Genomic DNA, 18,312 nt, shown 5'->3' with positions numbered 1-18,312 from the left:
CCATGACACGTGTGCGCCTGATCGGCAGCGGTATGTCGCTGGCGTGATCGATACCACGACCCCGAATTACAACATGATTTTCCATCCCTCCTATGCCGGATCGCAGTTCATGGCGTCACAGCTGGCCCGGGTGGCATAGCCACGACCTGCCGGAAGGCGGCGATGACGCCAGAATCCAGGATGGGGTCTCTGCACACGGACTGTATGCAGGAAACCCCCTCGCTGCTCGAGTAGACAGGTGCGCAGCGAGGGGGTGACCCATAGTGCCTCAGAACGTTTCCCACTTCTGAGGATTGGCCGCGTGCCGACGGCCCACGGAAACCGTATCAGTGCTGGGTACCACTACGCTGCGTTTTCCCAGGACCTTCCCTAGAAGGCCGCGACCGGGAAGGTGGGTATACCGACCTCAGCGAAGTTCTTCATGGCCCGGGGTAGGTGGTCCTGGCCGCTGATCAACACACTCGGGGTGTCCGGGATGATCCGATCCACCTCGACGCTTGCCTCGGCGGATCCCCGGCTGCGGTGAGTGTGGTGGTCGCGGTGTTCATTCCCCCAGGATACCGCCCGGCGCGATGGGGGATGGCTCAATCCGCGCGGGGCTCCGAACATGCCGAAACCCCCGCTAGGTCCCAACGGACATGGCGGGGGCTGTGGGGGTTATTCCGTCCCGAGGACGCGACCCTCGAACTCGACATCGCGGATCCGGGCCTCGGCGCTGCCGGTCGCGCGGAGGCCGGTCGCGTCGAGGTTCAGGCTCGCGGAGCCCTCAAACAACGGCTCGGGAGCCTCAGGCTCGGGATCCTGGTTCTCGGGAGCCGGCTCAGGTGCGGGCTCAGGGGCTGGCGCTTCCTCTACCGGGGCGGGGGAGGCCGCCTCGGGCAGCGGCTCCAACACATCGACCAGCCCATTGCCGTTGTTGTCGTCCGGGATCCCATCCCCATCCCGGTCCTCGAACTCGGGTGCGATAGCCGGGTTCGGCATCTCACCCGGCACGAACCCCGCGCCGGGCAGGGGCTCCGGTTCGGTCTCTGGTGCGGGTGCGGGTGCCTCGCCACCGTCCGCCGGGGCCGCGGGAGCCTCGGGCTCACCCTCCGCCGCGGCATCCTCAGCCGGTGGGGTTTCGCCACCCTCGGACGGGCTGGCTGCGGGGTCCTCGGGCGCCTGGCCCCCGTCGCCTTCCTCAACCTCGTCCGGGAGTTCCGGCAGTTCGAGACGGAAAATCCCGCTCTGCGGCGGCCGCAGCTCCAGGACATCCGCCAGCGGCACGACCTCGCCGGTCTCCAGGAGCACGGATCCGTCACCCAGGTAGAAGCCGTTTCCCTTTGTCGAGATCACCACATCGCCGGCCTTGGCCTGCGTCGGATCCTCCAGCATCTCGCCATAGGACTCCAGGGGCACGCCGGCCTCGGCGGCGGCCTCCAGGATCTCCAGCGGCTCAGCCTCGGAAGCCTCGCCCATGAGATTCATCATCTCCAACAAGCGGGGGTCGGTGACCTTCACGGGGTGCTCTTCGCCGCCCACGGTCACTGACGCCTTCACCTCTTCACCGGTCACGTTCTCCCGCGTTGCAGGCACAGAATCCTTATCGACCTTCCCATCCGAATCCTTGTCGAGAGGGCGCATGTCCGCACCGAGAGCTGTGGGCCTCGGGGTAGCCGCCCCCGGCCCCGCTGCTGGCGGGGAGGTGAGCATGGCGTCGGCGCTGCGCGCCTCAGCGGTGTAGGGCCGGATCTGGGCGGCGTCACGACCCGAGGCATTGCCCTCCCGAATCTGGCTCATGTCGCCCGCTTCGAAATCGCGTGTGAGGTGGGTCGCCGGATTCAGCAACGCCTCGTACGGATCCTCGGTCTCGACCATCCCCGCGCTAGGCGCGCTCACCGGCGCGACGGGCATCTGCTGAGCCGTGCCGGGATCCAGGTTCGGCATGGGGAAGGAGGGCATCTGGGGCATCTGCTGCGGCATCTGCGGTGCCTGGCCGCCGGGCTGCGGGGCCGCCCCGCCGCTGCTGCCGGAGAGCAGGCCTGCCAGGCGCTCGGCGGCCTCCCTGCTCGGGCCGCCCTTGCCGCCGCTGGTTTCCTCGGGGGGCCCGGAGGCTGGCGGGGAGGACGCGGGGGTGCTCCCGCCCTGCTGCGGGGCGGCGGGGGCCGGCGCAGGGGCGGGAGCCTCGCCACCGGCGGGAGGGGCGGGGGTTGAACCGCCCTGGTTCCAACTTGCGTCGTAGTCGCCGGCGGCGGGATCCAGCGCTGCACTCGCCAGCATCGTTTCTGCGCTGATGGTGCCCTCCAGCTGGTCGCGCGCGTCCTCCACAGCCTCCTCCAGCTCGGTGGTGAGGAAGGTGAGGTCGGGGCGCGGCTCGGCGGCGGGGGATCCGGAGGCATCCCACTTCTCGTGCTTCGTCGCGTATTCCCGGATCTGCGCGAAAGCATCCTGCACACCCGCCGCCATAGAGCTGGAAATGCTGTTGTAGGCGTCGCCGTTGCGCGCGAGACCCATCCCGAGGCGCTGCACCGCGCTGCCGGTCTCGGTGAGGGTGGAGAGCGTGCCGGCGACTTCCGCCATGCGCTGATCCATCGTGGGATCACCGACACCCGCCTTGTAGAGCGCCTCCAGCTCACCGCGCGCGTCCGAGAGCACCTCCGCCGCAGCCTCCCCAGCGTCCTCCGTGGCGCTCAAGTTGTGCAGGATCGGGCCCTCCAAGAAGGTGTTTTCAGGAGAATCGAGCAGGCTGTTGAAGGTCCTGAGGTGCGCGTTTTCGTAGCTCTTGATCTGCTCGTCCGCCTCGAAATCGCCCGTGCGAGGGAGAAACACCCCGTCCAGCATCGGCCGGAGACCCTCGGCGGCGATATTCGGGTCGTAGCGCTTCAACGCCGTGTCGATATCACGGCCTGAAATCAGGGGCGGCATGTCCACGCTGCCAAACTCCAGCGGCTCCTTCCCGTCGACCCAGCCGTCGCCGTCGCTGTCGGGGCCGATGGACGGCGCGCGCCGGGGAGCGCCGTCGTCCTGGTCCCCGTCCTCCTTCGCGGCACTCGGCGCGGCGGGCGCGGCCTTGGGCTCCGGGGCACCGGAGGGCACGGCGTCCTTACTCAGCGGTGCGACATCCTGGTCCGACAGTGCCCCGATCTGCTCGCCGGACTTGAAAATTCCCCAGCCTCCATCAGACAGCGGCCTGACCTCGACTCCCTCCCCGTCCTCGGGAGCGTCGCCGAACCACTCCGGCGCGACCTCGTAGCGCATGTTCTTGGCGGTGGAAACTGCCCCCGAGGTGATCTCCGTGGGTGCCCACGCGCCGCCGTCCGTGAGGCGGAGGCGGTAGCTGGAATCGGGATTGAATTCGAGAACGTCGGGCATGGTGATTGCTCCTTATTCGGGTGCTCTGATGCCCCGAATTTTACCGGCCCGGGTCACGTGGGACCTAGTGAAAGTGCAGGTAAAAGCCGCATTGGGAGGGTCCCAATGCGGCTGGCTGTTCGGCCCGTTAGATGTCGGTGATTGCGTCCGTCTCGGAGCGCACCGGGCGGCACACGTACTCGACATTCTGGGGGTCAGGGTCGAACCGCCGCATCTTCGGATCCGGCACAATCTCGCCGCGATCGTCCCTCATGTCCAAATTCACGATCGGGAGGTCTGCAAGCTCGGTGGGGGTGAAAAGTTCGAAGTCGATGTAGCCCAGGTCCGCTCCCCGCCGCTTCTCCAGCGCCACCTGTGCGGAGGGTTTACTGGTGATCCGGAACCACTTCCTCGAATAGAGATTCGGGACGGCGTCGGACACGCCGCGCTTGAAACGCTGCATGGCCTGCTGCGCTTCTGCGGGTGCTCCTTCGATGCTCTCGCCGGGCGCGTACGACAGGAAGCCCTGGTACTCCACAACCTGGGCCGACCCGGTGTCATCGTCGTAGCCGGCGATCATCCCGCGGCCCCGGACACGCGGGTCGATGCGCTCGGCCACGCGGCGGGCATCATCCTGCACAGCCTCGTCGAAACCCTGCTCCAGCGTTTTCGCGTGAGGCTTGCCCAGTGAGACTTTGAGCCCAACATTGGAAAGCCAGGGCCTCGGGATGCTCTCGGCGTAAACATCTTGCACGGCGAAACACACGTGCACGCGGAACTCGCGGCCCAGGGCCAAAACCTGGTTCATTCGCGACTCAAGGAGCTTGAATTCGGCGCTCTTCAGCTCGCTCTTCCACTTCTTCAGCACGGCCTTCATCTCGTCCAGGATGACGAAGATCGGCGCGAAGTTCTTCCACCCATCGGGGTCGGAGAGCTTGGCCTCGGCGGCACCGTCCTGCCGCGCCTGCATGATGCGGAAGCACATCTCGATGATCGCGGCGTATTCCATGCCGCGTGCCCCGGAGCCACGGCCGATAGCGACGACGTTGCTCTGACCCCGGTAGGCGGCGTAGTCGGACCCTTTGCCGTCTCCGAAGTAGATCTGCGCTCCGATTGCCCGGAACTGCTCGGCGGAACTCCTGAGGAAAACGCTCTTTCCGCCACCGGTCGAGGCGACAGCAACCATGTGCGGGAAAACTTGGGGGTCGATCCGCACCGGCCCTTGCTCCCCGGGGCCAAGCTCCAGCTGCCACCCCGTGTAGCGCGTCTTTGCCTCTGCTGCGCTGGTGACGACTGGCCAAATTTCAGGCAGGGCCAGGCGGGGAATCTCGGAGCCACGCGAGACCAGAACCTCGTCCTTGTTCGAGCGGATCTGCACATCCCACCCGGTACCCTCCATCGACCGAGTGAGTGCGGCATGCAGCTTGGCCTGGAAGGGCTCGGGGGTGAGTACCCCCGGGCGGGTGGCGGTGAGGCGGTAGCTGGTCAGCGCCCCGCCGCTGTCGAACGTGAATGAGGAAGCGTCGGGCTGGAGGTCCTTGCTCACCCCGGCGACCAGGTGCAAAAGCCGCATCACCTCAGGGCTACGGCGCGCCAGCGCATCCAGTCCTCCTACGCTGAGATATTCCAGCGGCACCACGCCGGAGGCGTCGGGGTTGTGGGCCGCCACGACCCGGCGGGCGCCGTTGTAGCGCGGCCACACCCAGGCCATGGCCACGATGCCGGCCAGGCCTACGAGAAGTGCAAGCCAGGGCCGCTGATTCTCGTAACCTACCGCTGTGAGAAAAGCGATGTTGGCTGCTCCCGTGAGGGCGCTGATGACAACGGCGAGGCTGAGCCAGATATCTCGGGTCCGTTCGATCCTTGCGAGGGTTACGGGATCCACGGCGTTCCTCCAGTTTCGTGCAGGCGGGGCATGATTTTGTTCATGCTTTGCACGCTACGGAGCGCGGGGCCGTGGGCACCAGCGATCCGGCCCCTTTTCGGGAGATTAGTTGCGTCCTCGCCACATGCGCCGGAGGTCATCCCTGCGGATACTCCAGGCGGCGGCTTCGTGGCTATTCGCATGGCCGACCAGCCACCACGCCGCCGCGACCGTCGCTAGTCCCAAGGCGGCGTGCGAAAGCAGGGAATCCCAGGCGGGAGGCTGCTGGATAAAGCGCCAGATGATCGCTGGGAGAGCGATTACAGCTCCGGCTACGACACAGCCGACCGTGGCTGGGTAGCTCACCTTCCCTCCGAGCACCGCACCTGCAATGATCACGACAAGGCCCACCACTATAAGAACCGTCGCCACGCCGTTTCCCTCCTTCGCTTCGAGCTAGCTTGCTGTGTCCAGCATGTCATGCGGAATCGGAGATCGCTGGGGAATAAGGTGAGCCTCCGCCGGGCGCGGATTCGCGGCTCCAAGGCGGGGGCTCCGGCGGGGACGAATCCCCGCCGCTGTGGCGGACAGTTTCTAGTGTACATCGGGGGCCTGCTCCGGGGGGTCGAAAAGCGGCAGCCAGGTCGTCGTCGGCGGCGAGGGTGGCGTATCTGTCGAGGGGATTTTCGTGGAGCTGGTGAACATCGAGTAGAGCCCCTTCAAAATCCGATTCCCTCCCAAAACGGCTTCCATGCCGATGGTCATCACGATGCCCGCCGCTGCGGCCCAGCCAGGCCCGGGAATGGCCGCCGCCACGGCGAGGGCCGCCGCGCGCGCCCCGAGCTTGCGTGCGCCGGTGGCGACCACCTTTTTGCCGGCCTCGACTGTGGTCTTTTTCGCCAGGTCCCGCTGCGCCTTTTTCGCGTACGTGTTGAGCGCCCTCCGAGGGGATGCTTTGCTGAGGCTGCCGACCCTCCCGCCGGTGAGCTTATCCAGCCCGAAGCCTGCGCCCGCTCCGACCGCTGCGGCCATGGCCGCAGCGCCCTTCTCAGTGCTCCCGTCCCCAGGGTCATGCTGGAGGTGCGTGAAATCCTTGCCCTCGAAAAGGACGGCCGTGGTCGGATTCTCGGTAAAGCCGCTGGTCATCGGCGTTTTATGGTCTAGTGTCATGCCCCCGATTCTATCGGCCGGACCCCACGGGATCCTAGCGTTTGTGCAGGTAAATAGGCATTTCGTGACTCAGGCACGGCTGTGGGCTCACCACGGGCCCGTTCCAGCCCCGTCCCGGCCCGCTCTGGGGTGATACAGCCCCTCCCGTCCGGGCCCCAAACCGTGCGCCAGGATGGCGACACCCGCCTCCCTGGAGGCGGTCCGGGAGCGTGACAGACCCGCGTGACAGACCCTACGCGGGTCGTGGGCGACAAAAAGCGACAGAAACCCCCTCGGTGTCTCTCCTTGGGGCGCTCACCTGCGGCCCGCGAGCTATACGTCAAAAAAGACAGAATTCCGGGCGCTGTGACAAGGTGCGTGACAGACCGCGTGACGAACCCCGTGCCAGGCTCCGTGACAACGCTTGTGACAGCGAGTGTGACGGGGTGCGTGACAGACCCGGTGTGGGAGGGCTGTGGGAGCCCCTGGAACCGTGGTGGAGGCCGACCGGGAGCCCCACGGCCTGCCCAAGAGGGCGAATCTGCTTGTTTGTGCTGTTCAGGCTTACGACAGAACAGACAAAAACCGTAGACTGGGGTATGGAGACTTCACCAAGCACCAACATGACAAATGGCAATACGGTCCCACGGGCTGTGGCCTTTGCGGCGGCGGGCTGTGGGGCCGGTATTCTTGCCGACCAGTTGCGGGAGATGTGCCCTTTTCTCCCCGAGGACGCAGCGGTTGTGCGCGCCAGCGGAGGACCGCGCGCGGCTCCTGGAGAAGGTGCTTTCGGTGCTCCCTCCAGGAGGCCGAATCGTGGTCAGTTCGCTTGCTGTTCTGGGGCCGGATCCCGCCGCTCTCGGGGTGGTCCTGGAGCGACTGGGGGATCGGGATATCGAGCTGGTTATCGCGGGCCTCCGCGTGAAGGTCCGGCCAAGCCAGGGCGGTGGGGTCGTGGGGCTTTTGCAGGCCGCCGTCGCTCTCGGCGCGGCGGCGGTGGAGCGCGCCGCTGAGGCCGCCCGCCCGACGCTGCCGCCGCGCCCGGAGGGCAGGGGCCGGCCTCGCGCGCTGGATGATGCTGACGTGCAGAAAATCGCGGACGCTCCGGCGGCAGTGTCGGCCGCCGCTCTGGCCGCCGATCTGGGGGTGAGCGCGCGCACGGTGCAGCGCTACCGCGCGGAGCTGCGGGAAGCGCCATAGGGGCCGCGAATGACGGGGAATTCTCCCCACGTGCTTTTTCATGTCCCCCCGGCCCCGCTACGGTGGCACTTATGTACCCCAAAGCTGCATCCTCGTTCGCCCGCCGCGTAGCCGGCCTGTTCGGCGCGGTCGTGCTCTCCGCCGGCCTGGTCGCCTGCGGCTCGGAGGACAACCTGGAGCCCACGGCGGGCACCGCCGATTTCCGGGCGCAGGATTGCCCGCGCGTGGAGCCCACCGATACGGACGGGATTTCCGTGGACGGCGCTGTGGGCTGGGGCGATGCCCGGCGTGGCATTCAGGAGCAGGAGCGCCGCTGCGCGTCTGAGAAGGACATGGACCAGTTCTTCGCGTCGTTCGAGGAGCCGGAGGGGGAAAGCGGGGACCCGGAGCCCACCCGCAGCCCGGGTGGGGAGAGCGGCGTCGGGGGATCGCTCCCGGGGTTCTCCGTGGCCGCCGTGGATGCAGCGGCGGACGGCAGCTTGGAGACCAAGCCGGTAGAGCGCAACGACGAGGACTTCGACCTGCCGGTAGAGACGCCAACACCCGGGATTTCGGTGGGATTCAAGGACGCAAGCGGCTGGCAGGCCTGCACGCTGAGTTTTCTCGGGGAGAAGGCCGGAAACGTGGTTGGGGTGACCGCCGGCCACTGCAACCGTGATTCCACGGACGGGCAGGCTTTCTGGAAGCCCGGCGGTGTCGGGGATCCCACAGCGCTGGGTAGCTTCCCTGCGGACTACTGCTACAGCAAGGCCACGTGCGGGGACCACACCGAGATTTCCATGACCTCCGGCGTGGGCGCGGTGGACGGGAAGATCGCCGGCCGCTACGCGATTTCCGGTGTCATGGACCCGGACGAGCTGACCCCCTCCATGGAGCTGTGCAAGTACGGCCGTGTCACTGGTGAGAGCTGCGGCAAGGTGATGGGCCGCGAGGGGCACATGGGTCGGGCCGGGATCCCGGCCCGGCCGGGTGACTCCGGCGCGCCGGTCTACGCCAAGGACGGCGACTCGGTGAAGCTGGTGGGGATCCTCAGTGGAGCGCCGGCGGGAGCCGATGGTGCGGTCACCGACTTCACTCTCGCCGCTCCCACCATCAAGGCTCTCGGCATCGACCGCGTGCTTTGACGCGCGACCCACAGCCCCCGCCGCCCTGTACCCCTCGCGTGGGGAAAATTCCCCAGCAGGTTTGGGGTGTCCGAGACCCTGGGTAAAGTTACCTGTGACAACTTTTCACAGGCCAGCAGAACCACCCAAGAAAGGAGCCGGCCGCCATGATTATCAAGACCAACCGCGTACGCCGACTCCTCGGTGTTTCCGTTGCTTCGCTCGCCCTTGTTGCCGGGCTTACCGCCTGCAGCGACGACTCGGGGGAAACTCACTCCGAGGCTATGGAGCGTATTGGGTCTGAGTCTGCTCAGGCGGATGCGATGCTGGACGACAGCCGCGAGACCTCGGATGAGGGTCGAGACCACCGTCGTAACCAGGACTCGGATCTGGATTCCTCTGATTCGCTCGAGTCCACTTCCGACGAGGTTTCGGCCATTCCCGGATTCTCTGTAGAGGCCGTCGACGCTGCTGCGGACGGTAGCCTCGAGACGAAGCCGATCGAGCGGAATGACGCCGCGTATATCCTTCCCGTGTCCTCCCCGACCCCGGAACAACAGTAGAATATGCCACAGCGGACGGGCCCCGAGTTTGTACTCTTGCATTCGTAGGAGACATGGGCGGCGACCTGGTCGGTGTAACCGCGGGACACTGCATCCGTGATGCGAGCACGAGCGCTGCTCAGTGGTACCCCGACGGCGGTTCCCAGGTTCAGGCGCTTGGAACCTTTGACTCCAGCTACTGTGTCTCTGATGAGACCTGTGGCGATTATGGCCTCATCGACATCGACGACAAGTACGGTTACGACGGGAAGATCGCTGGCAAGTACGAGATCTCTGGTGTTCTGGCCCCCAGCGATCTGACCCCCGACATGGAGCTATGTAAGTATGGGTTGAGTACGGGTGAGTCCTGCGGGAAGCTGATGATGCGCGAGGGAAACCGCGGGTGGGCAGCAATGACGTCCTACGAGGGAGATTCTGGTGCTCCCGTCTACGCGAAGAACTCCGACGGTACCGCCCAGCTGGTAGGCGTCCTCAGCGGGTCACCCCACGGTAGCAGCGGAATCGCCGTTGATCAGGTCTCCGACTTCACCTTTGCCACCGAAGCCGTCAAGGGCCTCGGCCTGGACAAGATCTACGGCTGACCCGCGGCGCGGCGGCGGGCTCACCGCCCGGGTTCGTTCATCCCCAGCGCTGCCTGGAGACCGCCCTCCACCACACGCATTGCGTTGGCGGAGAGGGCGCCCCACACCTTTCCTGTGAAGTCCTCGTCGTACAGCACGTTGATCTCGTCGCACATAACCCACCCGTTGGCGATTTCCCCGGGCGGGAGGGCGACGACCGTCGGAAGGTGCGAGAACTTCGACGTGGTGGTGATCCGAACCCCAAGGTAGGTACCCAGGGAACGGTTACGCCGATTGGGTGACACAATCAACCAGGGTTTTGGGGGGATGAAACCTCCGTTGTTGTCAGAGATATCGGCGTCGACTGAGTAGACCATCCCACGTAAAATCTCCATCCCTAGCGGTTGCCTTTCACACGGCGTCCACTACGGAGGAAGGCCCCTGTCCGAGCCGAGCGCCCACGTGACTTCTTGAGGCGTATGCCACGTGGCTGGGTCGACGGGCGCGCCGCCGGCTGTGCTGCACGCTCCTCCTGCAACTCCGCTTCGTGCAGGGCGATCTCGCGTGCCGCCAGGTGCCTGTTCCTCCGTTCCCGCTGCTGGTTGCGGTACGGTGCCTGATCAGTGGCCATTTCGGCGTAGGCGTCCTCAATCACCTGATCCTCGATGACCTGCACGCCGCGGTCGATCAGCGCCCGCAGGAGATCCGAAGTACTGTGGGCGTTCACTGCCGCCTCGGGGAGGGATTCGATGCGCTGTCGAGTGTCATCGGGGAGGGTCAGGCTGGTTCGCTGTGGGAGTGTCGCGCTCATGCACCAGATTCTAGCAGAATGTGGTGCACTGTAAAGAGCATTCCTGCACCACTGTTGTCGCGCCCACCGCGTTGCTCCACACAGCACAACACCCCCCCGGCGCCCACTCGGGCCCGGGGTGTTGTCGTTTCGGGACTCAGGCCAGCTGCGCGTGCCGTTCGACCTGGTCCATCGTCGGCTCTGCGAAGTGCGACACGGTCAGGCCGATCCCGAGGGGTTCAGCCATCTTCTGCAGTGATTCGGCAGTGAACCGATCGACCTTGCCGCAGTAGAGATCGGAGATGCGCGGCTGGGTCACCCCGAGCACCCGAGCGGCCCGGGACTGCGACCAGCCTCCGGTGAGTGGCAGGTTATTGGCACTTTATTGCCTTACTCTACCCGATTCCACTTTTTCCGTTGACGCCACAGACCCCTTTTCACCTGCGGTTATTTTCTCCGGTGATGTCACCGAATCATACAAACTAGGACATAATCAAAACCTGGAGTTCTAGGGTCCGGCGGTCTGGAACCGCCGCTTAGTCGCGGTCGCCGGGTTGCTCCGTCGGTCCCTGAAACCCCGCGCCGTCATTGGTCTTCGGGAGGTAGACCAACGACGGCGCGGGGTTTCAGTCCGTCCGGGGTAGTGGCGGGATCGGCACAGTGCCCACCTACCGGGACGGGCATCTATTACGATGGGGCGGAGTCCAGCGCTCGCGTACACGCCACAGCCCGGCCGTGACGGATCCCCGTCGAAGGCCGCATCCCAGGAGTTGAACACCCGGTGAATCAACCGCGTACCACCCGTCGTCGAGTTCCTTCCCCGGTGTCCCTGGGGCTGACCAGGCAGTCGGCTGCGGAGGACCTGACCAGGCTGGGGTGGGACGACGAGGACCACCGTGCGGTGTTGAGCGTCCTGTCGTCCACGGGGGATCCGGACCGGGCGTTGAACGCGGTGGTCCGGCTCGTCGAGACCCTCGACGAACAGGCGGATGCCCAGCACCCCTCGGCGGAACTGCTGTCGAAGATCGACACCGACCCGGACTTCCGTGTCCGGCTGCTTGCCCTGCTCGGCGGGTCGACGCTGCTCGGCGACCATGTGGTGGCCAACCCGGACATCTGGCCGGAGCTCGCCGGTGACCTGCCGGAGCGCGAGGAGATCATGGCCGCGCTCACCGATTCGGTGGGGGCCGAGCCGGTGGAGGGCCACGAGGGTGACTCCCTGCTGTTCCGCGCCACGGTGACCGGGGTGGACGCTGACCGTGCGATGCGCACGGCCTACCGCACCGTCCTCGCCCGGATCGCCGCGATCGACCTGGCGGACACCTTCAGTGGCACCGCGACCGGCCGCGAGTTCGGCCCCGAGCGCAAGAACACGGCGAAGAACGCGGCGAAGAAGAAGGCCTCGTCGGACGGCCTGTCGTTCGAGGTCCTCACCGAGCGCCTGGCGGACGCCGCGGACGCCGCACTGACCGCGGCATTGGCCGTCGCCACGGCCACGGTGTACCCCGAGGGGCCGGTGCCGGCGAAGTTGTCGGTGGTGGCGATGGGCAAGTGCGGTGCCCGGGAGCTGAACTACATCTCGGACGTGGACGTCATCTTCGTCGCCGAGCCGGCGGACGCGCAGACCACGCGCCTGGCCGGCGAGTTCATCAACATCGGTTGCCGGGTCTTCTTCGAGGTCGATGCGGCGCTGCGCCCCGAGGGCCGGCACGGTGCGTTGGTGCGCACCCTGGAGTCGCACGTGACGTACTACCGCCGGTGGGCGTCCACGTGGGAGTTCCAGGCGTTGCTGAAGGCCCGTCCGATGACCGGTGACCTGGACCTGGGCCGCGACTACGTGGAACAGTTGGCGCCGATGGTGTGGAGTGCCGCCGAGCGCGAGGACTTTGTGGCCGACGTGCAGGCGATGCGTCGTCGGGTGATCGACAACGTGCCGGACAACCTGCTTCCCCTGGAGCTCAAGCTCGGCCCCGGCGGGCTGCGGGACGTGGAGTTCGCCATCCAGCTGCTGCAGATGGTGCACGGGCGGGTGGACGAGTCGCTGCGTGTGCGCTCCACCGTCAAGGCACTCGGCGCGCTGGTGGACGGCGGGTACGTGGGCCGGGAGGACGGGCAGATCCTCATCAACTGCTACGAGTACATGCGTCTGCTGGAGCACCGGCTGCAGCTGCAACACCTGCGCCGCACGCACGCCCTGCCGGAACTCGACGACGAGGCCGGACGTCTGCGCCTGGCGCGCACGGCAGGGGTGCGCGGCGAGGGCCAGGAGAGTGCGGACGCGGCGTTGTCGGCGAAGGTGCGCAAGGTCAGCGGGCAGATCCGCCAGCTGCACAACAAGCTGTTCTACCGTCCGCTGCTGTCCTCGGTGGTGGCGATGCCGGTGGACGCGCTGCGTCTGACCCCGGAGGCCGCGCAGCGCCAGCTCGGCGCGCTGGGCTACCTGCACCCGTCGCGGGCGATGGACCACCTGTCGGCCCTGGCGTCGGGCACCACGCGCAAGGACCGGATCCAGGCGATGATCCTGCCGTCGTTGATGGAGTGGCTGTCGGACACCGTCGACCCGGACGCCGGCCTGCTGGCCTACCGTAAGCTCTCCGAGGCAGCGTTCGACCGGTCGTGGTTCCTGCGGCTGCTGCGTGACGAGAACGTGGTGGGCAAACGCCTGATGCGCATCCTCGGCACCTCCCCGTACATCGCGAACCTGTTCATCGCCTCCCCGGAGGCGGTGCGCATGCTCTCCGACGGGGCCAACGGCCCCAAACTGCTCGAGCAGGACGCCTCGATCATCAGCCACTCGCTCGTCGCCGCCGCCGGACGCCACCGCGACCCGGACGCGGCGATCGCCGTCGCCCGCTCGCTGCGTCGGGCGGAACTCGCCCGCATCGCCTCGGCGGACCTGCTCGGGCTGATCGACACCCCGGAGGTGTGCCGGTCGCTGTCGTTGATCTGGGACGCGGTGCTGGAGGCGGCGTTGCGCGCGGAGATCCGCGCGTGGGAGGACGAGAACCACGCCAACGCCCCGGCGCTGATCAGCGTGATCGGGATGGGACGTCTCGGCGGCGCGGAGCTGAGTTACGGCTCGGACGCCGACGTGATGTTCGTCTGCGAACCGGTCGAGGGGGAGAACGACCTCGATGCGGACGGCGACGGCGAGGCAGGCACCGATCAGGACGCGGTGACCTGGGCGAGCGGCATCGCCAAGCGGCTGCGCACCCGGCTGTCGCGTCCCTCCCAGGACCCGCCTCTGGAGGTCGACCTGAACCTGCGTCCGGAGGGACGCAGCGGGCCGACGGTGCGCACGCTGGAGTCCTACCGCGCCTACTACGAGCGCTGGGGTGAGACCTGGGAGTTCCAGGCGTTGCTGCGGGCCACGTGGATCGCCGGGGACAAGGACCTCGGCATCCGTTTCCTGCGTACCATCGACACCTTCCGCTACCCGGAGGGCGGAGCCGACCGCACCACGGTGCAGCAGGTGCGCCGGATGAAGGCCCGTGTGGACGGGGAGCGGCTGCCGCGCGGTGCGGACCGCTACACCCACACCAAGCTGGGCCGCGGCGGGCTGACGGACATCGAGTGGACCGTCCAGCTGCTCACCATGCAGAACTGCCACAAGATCGACAACCTGCACAACACCTCCACGTTGCAGGTCATCGAGGAGATCCGCATCGCCGGACTGCTCTCGGAGGCCGACGTCGACATCCTGCGCGACGCCTGGATCGTGGCGACCCGGGCACGGAACGCGATCATCCTCGCCGACGCCAAACGTCGTGACCAGTTGCCGGCCCCGGGCCCGCAGCTCGTCAACATCGCCGCGGCGGCGAACTGGGACCCGGAGGACTCCCAGGGCTTCCTCGACGACTACCTCAAGACCACGCGTCGGGCGCGCCGGGTGGTGGACCGGGTGTTCTGGGGCGAAGAGGTCACCGACGCCGAGTTCGGGGACTAGGGGAGACCGAGACAAGATGACAGACACTCTCGCCCGCCGCCGGGCGACGAGGTGGACCACGTTCAGTGTGCTCGTGGCCGCCCTCCTCGTCGTCGTGGTGGCAAACCTGGTGCTCGGGCAGTTCACGTTGACTCCCGGGCAGGTCTGGTCGGCGCTGGTGCACGGCCCCGGCGGGGCGTCCGGTGCGTCCGGCTCGTCGGTGGAGGACTCCCGGGCGGCCAGCGTGCTGTGGCAGATCCGTCTGCCGCGCATCGTGCTGTGCCTGTTCGTCGGCGCGGCGCTGGCGGTGGCGGGCACGTTGCTGCAGGGCCTGTTCGGCAACCCGCTGGCAGAACCCAGCGTGATCGGCGTGACCTCGGGCGCCGGGGTCGGCGCGGCCGCGGCGATCGTGCTGGACATCGCGGTGCTGGGGACGGCGACGGTGCCGCTGCTCGCCTTCGTCGCCGGTGTGCTCACCACCGTCGCGATCTACCGCCTGGCCTCGATCGACGGTGAGGTCAAGGTCCTGACCCTGATACTCACCGGCATCGCGGTCAACGCCGTCGCCGGCGCGGCGATCTCCTTCCTGATCTTCCTGGCGCCGACGTCCTCGCGCGAGCAGGTGATCTTCTGGCAGATGGGCTCGCTCAACGGGGCCCAGTGGAACCAGGTCGCCTACGTGGCGCTGCCGGTGACGCTGTGCATCGTCGCCGCCGTACTCATCGCCGGACGCCTCGACGTGCTCAGCCTCGGCGAGCGCGCCGCCGGTCACGCCGGCGTGAACGTGCCGCTGATGCGGGTGGCGGTCATCGGGTTGTCGACGGCGCTGGCGGCGCTGGCGGTCAGCTTCGCCGGCATCATCGGCTTCGTCGGGCTCATCGTGCCGCACATCCTGCGGCAGGTGACCGGCCCGGCGAACCGGTGGCTGGTGCCGTTGTCGGCGTTGGGTGGCGCGGTGCTGCTGTTGCTGGCGGACCTGGCGTCGCGCACACTGATCGCCTTCGCCGACCTGCCCATCGGCATCTTCACTGCCCTGGTCGGCGGGCCGACGTTCTTCATCCTGCTGCGCAGGATGCTCAAGCGGGGAGGTGTGGTCGGATGAGTGGCGAGGTGCTCCTGTCCGCGCAGGACGTGGTGGTGTCGCTGGGTGGCCGCGACGCCACCGAGATCCTCCACGGGGTGGACCTGGAGGTGCACGCCGGCGAGGTCCTGGGACTGATCGGTCCGAACGGCGCCGGCAAGTCGACGCTGCTGGGGGTGCTGTCCGGTGACACCACACCGGTGTCCGGTGAGGTCCTGCTGGCCGGACGTCCCTACGCCGACTACCGCGGCCGGGAGGCCGCCCGGGTGCGTTCGGTGATGCTGCAGGACTCCCGGGTGTCCTTCGCCCACCTGGTGCGCGACGTGGTGGAGATGGGGCGCTCGGCCTGGTCAGGTGCGGCTGAGCCGGCGGAGGAGACCGCGCTGGTGGACGCGTGCCTGCAGGAGGTCGGCATGTTCGGCATGCAGGACCGGGACGTGACCACCCTGTCCGGTGGGGAGCGTGCCCGGGTGGCCTTCGCCCGCGTGATGGCGCAGCAGGCCCGGTGCATGATGCTGGACGAACCGACGGCGGCGATGGACATCGGCCACCAGGAGCGCACGATGCGTTCGGTGCGCCGGGTCGCCGCTGAAGGCGCTGCTGCAGGCGATCCCGGGGGAGTGGGTGTGATCGTGGTGCTGCACGACCTGAATCTCGCCGCCCGCTACTGCGACCGGCTGGCGTTGCTCAGCGACGGGCGGGTGGACGCCGTCGGCGCGCCGGGCGAGGTGTGCACCTCCGAGCGCTTGTCGCGGGTGTACGACTGGCCGGTCAGCGTGGACCGCGCGGGTGCGGAGCTGTGGATTAGGCCGACGGTTCCAACTTTCGGATGATCCGCGGTAAGGGTCTCCATTGTTAGCATTGCCTGTACACGTTGTTCATCGAATGCGAACGACCGAGGACAGGGACTGAACGGACACCATCATGACGACCAGCACCACCACGCTCTCCGAGCTGCTTCGCGAGGAGACCCGGCAGGCCCACGAGAACGCGGAGCACTCCGTGTTCATGGAGCGCCTGCTGGACGGGAGTCTGGGTGTCGGGGCGTTCGTGTCGTTCCAGGAGCAGGCGTACCTGTTCTACTCGGCCCTGGAGGACGCGGTGGAGGCCTGCTCGGGTGACTCCCGGCTCGGCGCCGTCGCGGACCGTCTGCTCGACCGCCGTGCGGTCCTGCAGGAGGACCTCCGTGCACTCGGAGGCACCGTGGACGCCGTCGCCCTGGAGGAGACGGCTGGGTATGTCGCCGAACTGCAGCGCATCGGCCGGGAGCGTGACGTCCCGGCACTCGTCGCCCACCACTACACCCGTTACCTGGGTGACCTGGCGGGCGGCCAGGTGATCGGCCGGCTCATGCAGCGCCACTACGGCGTGGATGGGTCGGCCCTCTCCTTCTACAGCTTCCCGCACATCGACAAGCCGAAGCGCTACCGCGACGCCTACCGCGAGGCGTTGGACGGCATGGAGCTGACCGACGCCGAGCGTGGTCACCTCCTCACTGCGGCGGGGGAGGCCTTCGCCTACAACTCGGGTGTCTTCGAGGGGCTGCGCAGGACGTTGTCCCCGCACTGGCCCGAGCACCTGGTTTAGGGTAGGCTCACGAAATATCGTTGTGATTGACCCGTCGGCCCCAGGAAGGTGAAGGACATGCAGCAGACTTCAAGTGCACGAATCGACGACCACGCGCTCGTCGGCTCGTCGGCCGCCGTCCACGCCTCCGAGGTGGCCGACCTGCTGGACGCCGCCGGTGACTCCGCGCTGGACTGCGTGGGACGTTCCTCGGTCTTCAGCCGCATGTCGGACGGCACCCTGCCGTTCGCCGGGCGCGCCGCCTACCTCGAGCAGCACTGGGAGGGTCTGCGGATCCTGCGTGCCGCACTGGGCGCCCCGGGTCTCGCCGTCGACCCGCTCGCCCTGGCTCCGATGCGTACCGCGCTGGCCGCTGTCACGGACAGTTTCGCCGTCGCCCTCGACCGCGCGCACGCCACGGCCCGCTGGCGCGACCGGCACGTGACCATGCCGTCGATGCTGCAGTTCCGCCGCCACATCGGTGAGCTGCAGGACGCCGGCGACACCCTCGGCCTGGTGGCGCACACCTACCTGCGGCTCACCCTGGCACGGGCGTGCCCCGGCCCGGCGGTCGACGAGTCCGCCGACCCCACCTCCCTGCAGGGCGTCTTCGACTCCCTGGTCGTCGACGAGGAATCGCTGGAGCTGCTGTCCGAGGAGCTCAGCGCGGCCCTGCTGCTGCTGATGCAGCACGGCTCCGACGTCTGCCGTGGCTACCACGAGCGGGACGCGGACAGCAGCTGCGCTGTCACGGTGTCCACGATCCGCCGCGCCCTGCAGTGAGCTCAGGCGGGACCACGAACGGGGACATCCGGGTCAGCGCCGTCGCCTTCGTCCGCCGCGCACCCGGTGCACCCGGTGGTCAAGAGGTCCTGACCGTCCGTAAGCAGGGCACCGACCTCCACCAGTACCCGGGCGGCAAACCCGAGCCGGGGGAGGACGCCGTCAGCGCCGCGGTCCGCGAGGTCGCCGAGGAGACCGGCATCGCCGTCGCGGCGTCCTGCCTGACACCGGTGGGCACCTTCACCGCCGAGGCGGCGAACGAGCGGGGACACTCGGTCACCGCGGACCTCTTCCTGCATGAGGGCGCACCGGGCGAGGTGGTCGACCCGGTCGTCGCCGCCGAGATCGCCGACGCCCGCTGGCTCCCGCTCGGCACCACCACGAACACACCGGACGAC

General features: G+C 67.6%; 15 protein-coding genes and 1 pseudogene. 10 read left to right on the top strand and 6 right to left on the bottom strand.

Features of this window, described 5'->3' with window-relative positions; genetic code table 11:
• Window positions 1-657: 657 nt before the first annotated feature.
• The 3 genes from ACT3UN_RS07440 to ACT3UN_RS07430 all read right to left on the bottom strand — a co-directional run bounded on the left by ACT3UN_RS07440 (window position 658) and on the right by ACT3UN_RS07430 (window position 6,364).
• A complete protein-coding gene (locus ACT3UN_RS07440; RefSeq protein WP_444656825.1) occupies window positions 658-3,351 on the bottom strand; it encodes a hypothetical protein in 2,694 nt (897 codons plus the stop codon).
• A gap of 127 nt (window positions 3,352-3,478) precedes the next feature.
• Window positions 3,479-5,215, bottom strand: coding sequence for a type IV secretory system conjugative DNA transfer family protein (locus tag ACT3UN_RS07435; RefSeq protein WP_444656824.1), 1,737 nt, complete (start codon window positions 5,213-5,215; stop codon window positions 3,479-3,481).
• Between the two features lie 573 nt (window positions 5,216-5,788).
• Window positions 5,789-6,364 (bottom strand): hypothetical protein, encoded by a 576-nt coding sequence (locus tag ACT3UN_RS07430; protein ID WP_444656823.1) that lies wholly within the window; start codon window positions 6,362-6,364, stop codon window positions 5,789-5,791.
• A gap of 795 nt (window positions 6,365-7,159) precedes the next feature.
• On the opposite strand from ACT3UN_RS07430, the gene ACT3UN_RS07425 reads away from it, so the two are divergent.
• From ACT3UN_RS07425 to ACT3UN_RS07410, 4 genes are all read left to right on the top strand, one after another.
• Window positions 7,160-7,543 carry a hypothetical protein gene (locus ACT3UN_RS07425; RefSeq protein ID WP_444656822.1) on the top strand — a complete coding sequence of 128 codons (384 nt, stop codon included), beginning with the start codon at window positions 7,160-7,162 and terminating at the stop codon, window positions 7,541-7,543.
• A 71-nt stretch (window positions 7,544-7,614) separates the two neighbouring features.
• Window positions 7,615-8,667: a hypothetical protein gene (locus ACT3UN_RS07420; RefSeq protein ID WP_444656821.1), complete on the top strand. Its 1,053-nt coding sequence runs from the start codon at window positions 7,615-7,617 to the stop codon at window positions 8,665-8,667.
• Between the two features lie 146 nt (window positions 8,668-8,813).
• Window positions 8,814-9,209, top strand: coding sequence for a hypothetical protein (locus tag ACT3UN_RS07415; RefSeq protein WP_444656820.1), 396 nt, complete (start codon window positions 8,814-8,816; stop codon window positions 9,207-9,209).
• Window positions 9,210-9,262: 53 nt separating this feature from the next.
• Window positions 9,263-9,790 (top strand): hypothetical protein, encoded by a 528-nt coding sequence (locus ACT3UN_RS07410; protein WP_444656819.1) that lies wholly within the window; start codon window positions 9,263-9,265, stop codon window positions 9,788-9,790.
• A gap of 20 nt (window positions 9,791-9,810) precedes the next feature.
• On the opposite strand, the gene ACT3UN_RS07405 is transcribed toward ACT3UN_RS07410, so the two are convergent.
• From ACT3UN_RS07405 to ACT3UN_RS07395, 3 genes are all read right to left on the bottom strand, one after another.
• The gene (locus tag ACT3UN_RS07405; protein WP_444656818.1) at window positions 9,811-10,146 is read right to left on the bottom strand and encodes a type II toxin-antitoxin system PemK/MazF family toxin; all 336 of its coding nucleotides are present in this window, start codon (window positions 10,144-10,146) and stop codon (window positions 9,811-9,813) included.
• A 20-nt stretch (window positions 10,147-10,166) separates the two neighbouring features.
• Window positions 10,167-10,580 (bottom strand): hypothetical protein, encoded by a 414-nt coding sequence (locus ACT3UN_RS07400; protein ID WP_444656817.1) that lies wholly within the window; start codon window positions 10,578-10,580, stop codon window positions 10,167-10,169.
• A gap of 136 nt (window positions 10,581-10,716) precedes the next feature.
• The gene (locus tag ACT3UN_RS07395; protein ID WP_444656816.1) at window positions 10,717-10,878 is read right to left on the bottom strand and encodes a hypothetical protein; all 162 of its coding nucleotides are present in this window, start codon (window positions 10,876-10,878) and stop codon (window positions 10,717-10,719) included.
• Between the two features lie 462 nt (window positions 10,879-11,340).
• Between ACT3UN_RS07395 and ACT3UN_RS07390 the strand changes: the two genes are divergently transcribed.
• From ACT3UN_RS07390 to ACT3UN_RS07365, 6 genes and pseudogenes are all read left to right on the top strand, one after another.
• Window positions 11,341-14,505: a bifunctional [glutamine synthetase] adenylyltransferase/[glutamine synthetase]-adenylyl-L-tyrosine phosphorylase gene (locus tag ACT3UN_RS07390; RefSeq protein ID WP_441579302.1), complete on the top strand. Its 3,165-nt coding sequence runs from the start codon at window positions 11,341-11,343 to the stop codon at window positions 14,503-14,505.
• Between the two features lie 16 nt (window positions 14,506-14,521).
• The gene (locus ACT3UN_RS07385) at window positions 14,522-15,586 is read left to right on the top strand and encodes a FecCD family ABC transporter permease (protein WP_301443034.1); all 1,065 of its coding nucleotides are present in this window, start codon (window positions 14,522-14,524) and stop codon (window positions 15,584-15,586) included.
• A complete protein-coding gene (locus ACT3UN_RS07380; RefSeq protein WP_441579301.1) occupies window positions 15,583-16,398 on the top strand; it encodes a heme ABC transporter ATP-binding protein in 816 nt (271 codons plus the stop codon). The genes ACT3UN_RS07385 and ACT3UN_RS07380 overlap by 4 nt, the downstream gene beginning before the upstream one ends.
• Window positions 16,399-16,489: 91 nt before the next feature.
• Window positions 16,490-17,152 (top strand): heme oxygenase (biliverdin-producing), encoded by a 663-nt coding sequence (locus ACT3UN_RS07375; protein WP_441579300.1) that lies wholly within the window; start codon window positions 16,490-16,492, stop codon window positions 17,150-17,152.
• A 57-nt stretch (window positions 17,153-17,209) separates the two neighbouring features.
• Window positions 17,210-17,914, top strand: coding sequence for a hypothetical protein (locus ACT3UN_RS07370; RefSeq protein WP_301443031.1), 705 nt, complete (start codon window positions 17,210-17,212; stop codon window positions 17,912-17,914).
• Window positions 17,911-18,294, top strand: a pseudogene (locus ACT3UN_RS07365) (NUDIX hydrolase); the annotation flags it as partial. The gene ACT3UN_RS07370 and the pseudogene ACT3UN_RS07365, both read left to right, overlap by 4 nt.
• Window positions 18,295-18,312: the final 18 nt, after the last annotated feature.

Origin of the sequence: Corynebacterium sp. AOP12-C2-36 (assembly GCF_052379185.1) — a bacterium.
GTDB lineage: Bacteria > Actinomycetota > Actinomycetes > Mycobacteriales > Mycobacteriaceae > Corynebacterium.
This window is presented reverse-complemented; position numbering and strand designations above follow the sequence as displayed.